This is a genomic window from Caldicellulosiruptor sp. DIB 104C, assembly GCF_028198085.1.
Classification (GTDB): domain Bacteria; phylum Bacillota; class Thermoanaerobacteria; order Caldicellulosiruptorales; family Caldicellulosiruptoraceae; genus Caldicellulosiruptor; species Caldicellulosiruptor saccharolyticus.
Map to the genome: position 1 here is coordinate 671,320 of NZ_CP116337.1, position 8,742 is coordinate 680,061.

General features: G+C 35.3%; 12 protein-coding genes and 1 pseudogene. All 13 read left to right on the top strand.

What is annotated here, in order from left to right; translation table 11 throughout:
• Positions 1–496: MFS transporter (locus tag PGC14_RS03155; protein ID WP_271629496.1), on the top strand; the 496-nt coding region annotated here is incomplete at its 5' end.
• Positions 497–560: 64 nt separating this feature from the next.
• Positions 561–761 (top strand): type II toxin-antitoxin system VapB family antitoxin, encoded by a 201-nt coding sequence (locus PGC14_RS03160; RefSeq protein WP_011917046.1) that lies wholly within the window; start codon positions 561–563, stop codon positions 759–761.
• Positions 758–1,155 (top strand): annotated as a pseudogene (gene vapC, locus PGC14_RS03165) (type II toxin-antitoxin system VapC family toxin). Before PGC14_RS03160 ends, vapC begins: the two are co-directional and overlap by 4 nt.
• Positions 1,156–1,313: 158 nt before the next feature.
• Positions 1,314–1,523: a 50S ribosomal protein L31 gene (rpmE, locus tag PGC14_RS03170; RefSeq protein ID WP_013430572.1), complete on the top strand. Its 210-nt coding sequence runs from the start codon at positions 1,314–1,316 to the stop codon at positions 1,521–1,523.
• An 83-nt stretch (positions 1,524–1,606) separates the two neighbouring features.
• Positions 1,607–2,548 (top strand): DUF1385 domain-containing protein, encoded by a 942-nt coding sequence (locus PGC14_RS03175; protein WP_011917049.1) that lies wholly within the window; start codon positions 1,607–1,609, stop codon positions 2,546–2,548.
• Complete coding sequence (prmC, locus tag PGC14_RS03180; protein WP_271629498.1) at positions 2,538–3,407, top strand: peptide chain release factor N(5)-glutamine methyltransferase; 870 nt, start codon at positions 2,538–2,540, stop codon at positions 3,405–3,407. Before PGC14_RS03175 ends, prmC begins: the two co-directional genes overlap by 11 nt.
• Before the next feature lie 24 nt (positions 3,408–3,431).
• The gene (gene prfA, locus PGC14_RS03185) at positions 3,432–4,499 is read left to right on the top strand and encodes a peptide chain release factor 1 (RefSeq protein WP_011917051.1); all 1,068 of its coding nucleotides are present in this window, start codon (positions 3,432–3,434) and stop codon (positions 4,497–4,499) included.
• A 61-nt stretch (positions 4,500–4,560) separates the two neighbouring features.
• Positions 4,561–5,358 (top strand): flagellar motor protein, encoded by a 798-nt coding sequence (locus PGC14_RS03190; RefSeq protein WP_011917052.1) that lies wholly within the window; start codon positions 4,561–4,563, stop codon positions 5,356–5,358.
• Positions 5,359–5,363: 5 nt separating this feature from the next.
• Entirely contained in the window at positions 5,364–6,137 is a 774-nt protein-coding gene (locus PGC14_RS03195) for an OmpA family protein (protein ID WP_039765495.1), read from the top strand.
• 123 nt (positions 6,138–6,260) lie between these two features.
• Positions 6,261–6,947 carry a ZIP family metal transporter gene (locus PGC14_RS03200; protein WP_271629499.1) on the top strand — a complete coding sequence of 229 codons (687 nt, stop codon included), beginning with the start codon at positions 6,261–6,263 and terminating at the stop codon, positions 6,945–6,947.
• Positions 6,944–7,990, top strand: a complete 1,047-nt coding sequence (locus tag PGC14_RS03205) for an L-threonylcarbamoyladenylate synthase (RefSeq protein WP_011917055.1) — start codon at positions 6,944–6,946, stop codon at positions 7,988–7,990. The genes PGC14_RS03200 and PGC14_RS03205 overlap by 4 nt, the downstream gene beginning before the upstream one ends.
• Positions 7,990–8,457 (top strand): low molecular weight protein arginine phosphatase, encoded by a 468-nt coding sequence (locus tag PGC14_RS03210; RefSeq protein WP_011917056.1) that lies wholly within the window; start codon positions 7,990–7,992, stop codon positions 8,455–8,457. The genes PGC14_RS03205 and PGC14_RS03210 overlap by 1 nt, the downstream gene beginning before the upstream one ends.
• The coding region (locus PGC14_RS03215) for a 23S rRNA (pseudouridine(1915)-N(3))-methyltransferase RlmH (protein ID WP_271629500.1) at positions 8,454–8,742 on the top strand (289 nt) is incomplete at its 3' end. The genes PGC14_RS03210 and PGC14_RS03215, both read left to right, overlap by 4 nt.

The window sequence follows — 8,742 nt, forward strand, 5'->3', positions numbered from 1 at the left end:
TAAGATGCCATTTGGCTTTCAAACTATATTTGCAAAAAATAGCCTTGGTATAACTACTGAGCATGTTGCGGTTGCAACAACTATATTGTTGTTTTCTCAAACAGTTGGATATATGATGTGGGGAATTATAGGTTCAAAGTATGGGTTTAAAAGTACACTTGTAATTTCTGCTCTCATATTCTTGCCTGCAATTTATTTTACATATTTGATGAGCAATATAAATATTTACTATCTTTCAGTGGGGCTATTTGGTATTGCACAGAGTGCAAGAAATGTAAATGAGAGCAATTTAGCTGCAAAACTTTGTAAAGACCCATTAAAACAGCCAGCTTATATAGGACTTAGAAATTTTTTGATGGGACCTTTTTTTGCATTCAACTCTATTATAGCTGGAGGAATTATTGATGCACTTGGCAAAAATATTCTTTTTGTGATTTCTTTTTGCTGCATGGTGTTAGGATTTTTTATACTCTGTTTTAAGGTAAAAGAGGAATAAGGATTCAGTTTGATTGACAGGAGAATTAGTGTGTATTAGAATACACATTAGGAGGTGTATAAAGATGAGAACAAATATAATTTTGAACGATGAACTTTTAAAAAAAGCGATGGAGATAGCAGGGGTTAAAACTAAGAAGGAAGCTGTTGAGATTGCTTTAAAAGAGTTTGTTGAGAATCACAGTCGGAAGAAATTGTCAGAACTGAGAGGTAAAATTTCATTTGCAGAAGATTATGATTATAAAGAAATGAGGCTGAATTCATGATTTTAGTTGATACTTCAGTATTGATAGATTACTTTAAAGGAAACGCAAATGAAAAGTTGAGAAGTTACATTATGTAATTTCTAACAATATACCATTTGGTATTTGTAATATAGTGTATCAGGAGATTTTGCAAGGTGCGAAGGATGAGAAAGAATTCAAACTGCTCAAGGAATATTTAAGTAGCCAGAGATTCTATGATTTGAAAAACGGTAAAGAGTCGTATGAAAAGGCTGCAGAGTTATATTTTAAATGCAAGAAAAAAGGAATCAGTATAAGAAGTACAATTGACGTGATAATTGCTCAAATAGCAATTGAAAATGGTTTACTGCTTCTTCACAACGATAAAGATTTTTCTCAGATTGCTTTGGTAGAGCCAAAGTTAAAAGAGTTTTAAGGAAGTTATTGTAAATTGTTTTTTTAATTCTTCTAAAAAGCTCTTGTAAAAGATACATAACTGTTGTAAAATATTTTTGCGCCTTTATGGGTGTGAGAAAGCTGTGGGTTCGAAAAAATAACAGAATTTAACATAAATTTTAGCAGGAGGTGAATAAAATGAAGGAAGGAATCCATCCAACATATTATCATGATGCGGTTGTAAGATGTGCATGTGGTGAGACATTTATAACTGGTTCAACAAAGAAGGAAATCCATGTTGAAATTTGTTCAAAATGCCATCCATTTTTTACAGGAAAGCAGAAATTTGTTGATACAACAGGAAGAGTGGAGAGGTTTATGAAGAAATATGGTCTTGACCAGAAATAGAGTTTAAGAGGCGCACATAAAAAAGGATTAGCCTGTGCTAATCCTTTTTGTTTTATAAATTCTTAAAAGATAGGAAGATGAGTATGAAAAAAACTACAATTGGTGGTATGGCCTTGATTGAGGGTATTATGATGAAAGGGCCAAAAAAGATTTCAATTGTAATAAGAAAGCCGAACGGAGAGCTTTACAAAGAAGTAAAGGATTTGTCTATCGATGACACAAACAAATTTAAGAAAATCCCTTTTATAAGAGGAGTTTTTATCCTATTTGAACAAATGTTCTTGGGCACAAGAGCTCTGGTGAAATCAGCTGACATTGCCATGCAAGATTTGCCGCAAGAGGAAAGAGAAAAACAAAAGGACTTTTTTGACAGACTTTTTGAAAAGAAATTTTTTCAGAAAATTGGGATTAGTGATATTGCTATCTACTTTTCAGTTATATTATCAGTCATATTAGGAATACTCTTGTTTTTTTATATCCCAACGTGGTCTGTTGAGATTTTTAAAAAGTTTGATATAAACAACTTTGGCAAAAATATGATAGAAGGAATAGTAAGAGTAATAGTCTTTATTCTCTATTTATTTTTTGCATCACAGATGAAAGAAATAAAGAGGGTGTTTGAATACCATGGTGCTGAACACAAAACAATATTTGCATATGAAAATGGATCAGAATTAACTGTACAAAATATAAAAAAGTTTTCTACACATCATCCTCGCTGCGGCACAAGTTTCTTGTTTATTGTGATAATCATTAGTATTATTGTATTTACATTATCAGGTTGGCAGTCTGTGCTGATAAGAACAACTTTAAGACTTTTGCTACTACCTATTATTGTTGGTATTTCATATGAGATAATAAGATGGGCGGGAAAGAGCGAAAGCTTTCTTGCCAAGATAGTCTCATATCCTGGGCTTTGGCTTCAGAACATAACAACAAGAGAGCCTGATGAAAAGCAGATAGAGGTTGCAATTGAAGCATTAAAAGAGGTCATTCCGGAGGATAAAAGCTTAGATGAATGGTAGCAAAGACAAAAAATTGGGTAGTGTTTTAGAAGAGGTAATAAATATTTTAAAGGATTACTGCGCTGAAAACGGCGAGGATTACAAACGGATTGCTATCTTGCTGGTTTCTCAGATACTAAACATTGACAAAAGTCAGGCTATATTAGAAAAGAATTTGACAATTGAAGAAGAGGATTATCAAAGAATAATTTCTGCAGCAAAAAAATACACGATGGATTTTCCTCTTCAGTATTGTACAAACAAAGCATATTTTATGGGACTTGAATTTTATGTTGACGAGGATGTTTTAATTCCTCGTTTTGACACAGAAACATTGATAGAAGTTGCAATTGAGCTTTTTAACAGAAAAGAAAACCTTAATTTTTTAGATGTAGGGACTGGGAGTGGCTGTATTGCAATTGCTCTTTGTAAATTTTTAGATTGCAAGGTCATTGCAGTGGATATCTCAGAAAATGCTTTAAGGGTTGCTGAAAAGAATGCCAAATTAAATGGTGTTTTTGATAAAATTCATTTTGTAAAAAGCAATTTATTTGAAAACATTCCACCTTCGCTCAAGTTTGATGCAATCTTTAGTAATCCACCTTATATATCTGAGAATGAGATTTCAATGCTTGATAAAAGAGTTTTAAAGGAACCAAAACAAGCCTTATTCTCAAAAGAAAATGGGCTGTACTACTTTCAAGAGATTGCTAAAAATGCCAGGCAATATTTGAAAAAAGGCGGGTATATTATTTTTGAGGTAGGGTATAGGCAATCCCAGCATGTGAAAAAGATTTTGAAGGATTTAGGGTATGTTGATATAAAATCGAAGAATGATTTGAATAATATAGAAAGATGTGTATATGCAGCTTTGGGGTAAAAATATAACAGTAGGGGTGATTTGATGATAGAAAAACTTCAGGTAATTGAGGAAAAATATTTAGAGCTTGAAAAGAAGATCTCAGATCCTGAGATAATCAATAACAATCAAGAGTGGCAAAAGCTTATGAAAGAGCACAGCAACTTACAACCAATTGTTGAAAAGTTCAGAGAGTACAAAAGGATAATAAAGACAATTGAAGAAGCTGAAGAGCTTTTAGATACAAATCTTGATGAAGATTTTGAAAAGCTTGTAAAAGAAGAGTTAAATCAAGCAAAAGAGCAAAAGGAGATAGTAGAAAGAGAGCTTAAAATTTTACTTTTGCCCAAGGACCCAAACGACGAAAAAAATGTTATAATGGAGATAAGGGCAGGGGCAGGTGGCGAGGAAGCAGCACTTTTTGCTGCAGAGCTTTTTAGGATGTATTCAAGGTATGCTGAGAGGAAGAATTGGAAGGTTGAAGTGATGTCAACAAGTGAAAGTGATCTTGACGGTTTTAAAGAAGTCATATTTATGATAAGTGGCAAAGGCGCATACAGTAGGCTAAAATACGAAAGTGGTGTTCACAGAGTCCAAAGAGTGCCAGTTACAGAGTCAGGTGGAAGAATCCATACATCCACAGCAACTGTGGCAGTACTTCCTGAAGTTGAGGATGTTGAGGTTGAGATAAGAGAAGAGGACCTTGAGATTGAGACATTTAGAGCAGGTGGTGCAGGTGGTCAGCATGTAAACAAAACAGAATCTGCTGTAAGAATAACTCACAAACCTACAGGAATTGTTGTATCCTGTCAAGATGAGAGATCGCAGCATGCAAACAGGGACAGAGCTATGAAAATTTTAAGAGCGAGGCTTTATGACTATTATCAGTCCTTGCAGCAAAAGGAGATAGAGTCACAGAGGCGAAGCCAGGTTGGAACAGGTGATAGAAGCGAACGAATCCGCACTTACAACTTTCCTCAAGGTCGTGTGACAGATCATAGGATAGGGCTAACACTTTATAAGCTTGAGCAAGTTTTAGACGGTGACCTTGACGAGATAATTGATGCACTCATAACACATTTTCAGACAGAGAGATTAAAAGAGGTTGGCTAAGGTGCCGATAATAAATATGATAGTATGTGCAAAATTTCAAAAAAAGGGATGATGAAGAAAGATGGATATATTGTCAATTGGCGGGCTTATTTTGGGCTTTGGTTCACTTTTGACTGCATTTATAATTGAAAAAGGTAATCCAGCAAAGCTTTTGCAGATTTCTGCTGCGATGATCGTGTTTGGAGGGACAATTGCAGCTGTGTTGGTTTCATTTCCAATGTCTGAGATAAAGCTTGCAATAAAGCATCTGAAAATGGTGTTTATGGACAAGAAGATAGACTTTTCGGGGATTGTGGAACAGCTCGTGCAGCTATCTGACAGGGCACGAAAAGAAGGGCTTTTAGCTCTTGAGCAAGAAATTCCCAATATCCAAAATCCTCTTTTGAAAAAGGGTTTGGGGTTGGTTGTTGATGGAATTGAAGGTGAGGTCATAAGGGACATTTTAGATAGAGAGGTATATCTTGCAGAAAATGAGCTAAGAGCTGCAGCAGAGGTTTTTGAAGCAGCAGGTGGTTATTCGCCTACAATGGGTATTATTGGTACTGTAATGGGGCTAATTTCGGTTTTGAGCAACATATCAAATCCTGACGAAGTTGCACCAGCAATAGCTGTTGCTTTTGTTGCTACTTTATACGGAGTTTCCTTTGCAAATCTTGTATGGCTTAACTTTGGTAAAAAGATTAAGACAAAAGCAAAACAAGAAAAGATGTTAAATGAAATTATTGTGGAAGGACTTTTATCAATCCAAGCAGGGGAAAATCCCAGAATACTGAGAGAGAAAATAGGTGGAATTCTCCCAGAAGGCAAGCAGCAAGAAAGGCAAGCTGGAGAGGCTGCAAGCGCTACAATTGGGGGTTGATATAGATGGGAAGGAGAAGAGTTGAGGAACCAGAAAAAGAAAATCATGAACGATGGCTTATTACTTATTCAGACTTGATTACACTTTTGCTAATTTATTTTGTGGTCCTTTATTCAATGAGCAAAATTGATATAGATAAATACAAAAACTTTACAGAATCGCTGACATCTGTATTAAAAGGTACTGCTTATATCTTTGAAAATTCTGGTCCCTCTATTTTGGAAGGACTTTCAGGAAAGAATGTAAAAGGGACAAATACTGACATTGGTGGAACAACCAAAAATAGACAAATGACTGAAGAAGAGATTATAAATGATATCCAAAAGCAGGTTTTGAGCCTTATTAAGGAACATGGTATTGAAGGCAAAGTGCTTGTGATACAGGAAGAAAGAGGACTGTCAATATTACTTAAAGATGTTCTCTTTAACAGTGGCTCTGCGCAGCTGACGCCTCAGGCAAAAGAAGTTGTGCATGAAATCGCCAAAATTTTAGAAAAAGTTCCCAATAATGATATAAGAATTGAGGGGCACACAGACAATGTTCCCATTCATAACAAGTACTTTTATTCAAACTGGGAGCTTTCAACTGCAAGAGCGACTACTGTTTTACAAGAAATTCTAAGAGTTTCGAAAGTAAAACCAGAAAGATTTTCTGTTGTAGGATATGGTGAATATAGGCCAATTGCATCAAACAAAACACCTCAGGGAAGAGCTCTTAACAGAAGAGTTACCATTGTGATTTTAAGAACTGTTTACAGCAAAGCAGAGCCGGCAAGGTAAATATTTTGTATTTTTTGTTTATAAAGATTTGAACTTTGTCATAATATTTAAATGAACATTCATCACTCTAAAAATGTAATGAGTTATATAACTTTCAACCTGTTTGCTTTTTTATGTGGAATATTGGGCGCATGTATTGGTGCAGTTTTTACTTTATTTTTGCCCCTTGAGAATGAAAAGGTAATTGACATTTTGATAGGCTTTACATCAGGACTAATGTTAGGTCTTATTAGTTTTGGACTTATTCCTGAGGCAATAAGTCTTTCAAGCTTGCTGCCTAGCATAGCAGTTTTAATTATTTCATATATAGCAATTGGAGTAATTGAAAGATATTTGAATACAAGTCCAATTTTTGCAGAAAATCGATATATAAAGAGCGGGTTTTTAATTTCGATTGGGATTGCTCTTCATAACTTTCCAGAAGGCTTAGCAATAGGCAGCAGCTTTACCTTCAACCATAGATTTGGAATTTTAGTTGGGATTATGATAATTATTCACGATATACCTGAGGGTTTTGCGCTTGCTGTGCCATTTAAGATTGCAAAAAAGAGAAGTATTGACATACTTAAAATTGCCTTTTTATCTGGAGTTCCTACAGGGATTGGTTGCTTGATAGGAAGCTTATTAAGTTCTATTACCAGGCTTTTGATGGCAGGCTGTCTTATGGCAGCTGCAGGCGCAATGCTCTATGTTGTCATGAGCGAGATGATACCAGAGTATAGTCGAAAAGAGGATTTTAAAATTTGTGCAGTTTCTAATATGATTGGAATAGTCTTTGCACTACTGTTATTGGAGTGGTTAGAGCTGTGACTATGATAATTGATGCTAAAGGAAAGATAGATTACAATAAGCTTTCAAAGGCGGCTCAAATTTTAAAAGAAGGTGGTCTGGTTGCATTTCCCACCGAGACTGTTTATGGGCTTGGCGCAAATGCACTTTTAAAAGAAGCGGTTGACAAGATTTTTGTTGCAAAAGGAAGGCCGCAAGATAATCCTTTAATTGTACACATATCATCAAAAAAAATGTTGGATATGTGTGCAAAGGTTACTGATGAAAGAGTTTACAAGCTAATAGAGAAATTTTGGCCAGGACCTCTTACAATTGTTCTTCCTAAGAAAGAATGTATACCGGACAATGTAACAGCAGGCCTTAACACTGTTGGTATCCGGATGCCGAACAATAAAATTGCACTTGAGCTGATTGAGTTAGCGGGTGTGCCAGTTGCGGCACCGTCTGCAAATGTATCAGGAAAGCCAAGTCCAACAGAAGCTCAGCATGTGATAGAAGATCTTTTTGGCAAGGTTGATGTGATTATTGACGGTGGTAAGTGCTCTTTTGGGCTTGAGTCAACAGTGATCGATTTGAGTAGCTCAAAGCCATATATATTGCGTCCAGGTGCAGTGCCTTTTTCGATTTTGAAAGAAATTTTGGAGGATATTGAATATGACCCTTCAATTTTAGCTGGAAATATTCTATCTGTGCCTAAGGCACCAGGTATGAAGTACAAGCACTATGCACCAGACGCAAAGATGATAGTTGTCAAGGGAAAAATTCACAAAAGAATAGATAAGATAAATGAGATAAAAAAGGATTTAGAAATAAAAGGATACAAAGTTGGTATACTTTGCTTTTATGAGACGTCTCACAATTTTGAATCTCAATACAAAATCGTATTAGGTAGTATGTTTGACTATAAAGAATGTGGAAAAAACTTATTTTCTGCCTTAAGAAGGTTTAACCACCTTGGTGTTGATTATATCATCTGCGAATGGGGAGAATTTGGAATAGAATATCTTGCGCTTGAAAATAGGCTTTTTAAAGCATCAGCAAACAATGTGATTGAGGTGTTGTGATGAGCAAGAAAAAGATACTTTTTGTGTGCACAGGCAATACGTGTAGGAGTCCCATGGCTGAATATCTTTTGAAAGATAAACTGAAAAAAATGAACATAGATGATATTGAGGTTGAATCGGCGGGCTTGTCTGCTTTTTTTCCACAAAAAGCATCAAAGAACGCTGTATTGGTTATGAACGAGCTTGGGATTGACATTTCTTCTCATGTATCAAGGCTGATTAATGAAGATATGATAAAGGAAAGCAATTTAATTTTGACAATGGAAAAATATCATAAAGAAGCAATAATCAATATGTATCCTGGTGTAATGGACAAAGTCTTTACTCTAAAAGAGTATGTATTAGATAGCAAAGAAAATCTTGATGTAGTTGACCCTTACGGTGGAGACGATGACAAGTACAGAAAGTGCAGAGATGAACTAAATGACCTGATTGACAAACTCTTGTCGAAAGTGGATGACATATGATAAAGGTAATCTGCGTTGGGACAATAAAAGAAAGGTATTTTAAAGAGGCCGCAGAGGAGTATAAAAAACGACTTTCAAGATGGACAAAAATTGAGGAAATTGAAATAAAAGAAGAAGATGAGAACAAATACCGAAACGTTGAGATGCTTTTTAAAAAAGAGGCTGAAAAGATACTAAAACACATAAAAGAAGGCCAGTATGTAGTAGTGTTTGATATAAATGGGACTCAGCTAAGCTCTGAAGAATTTGCAGAATTGTTAGATAAAAAAGTCTCAAAAGGAGAGG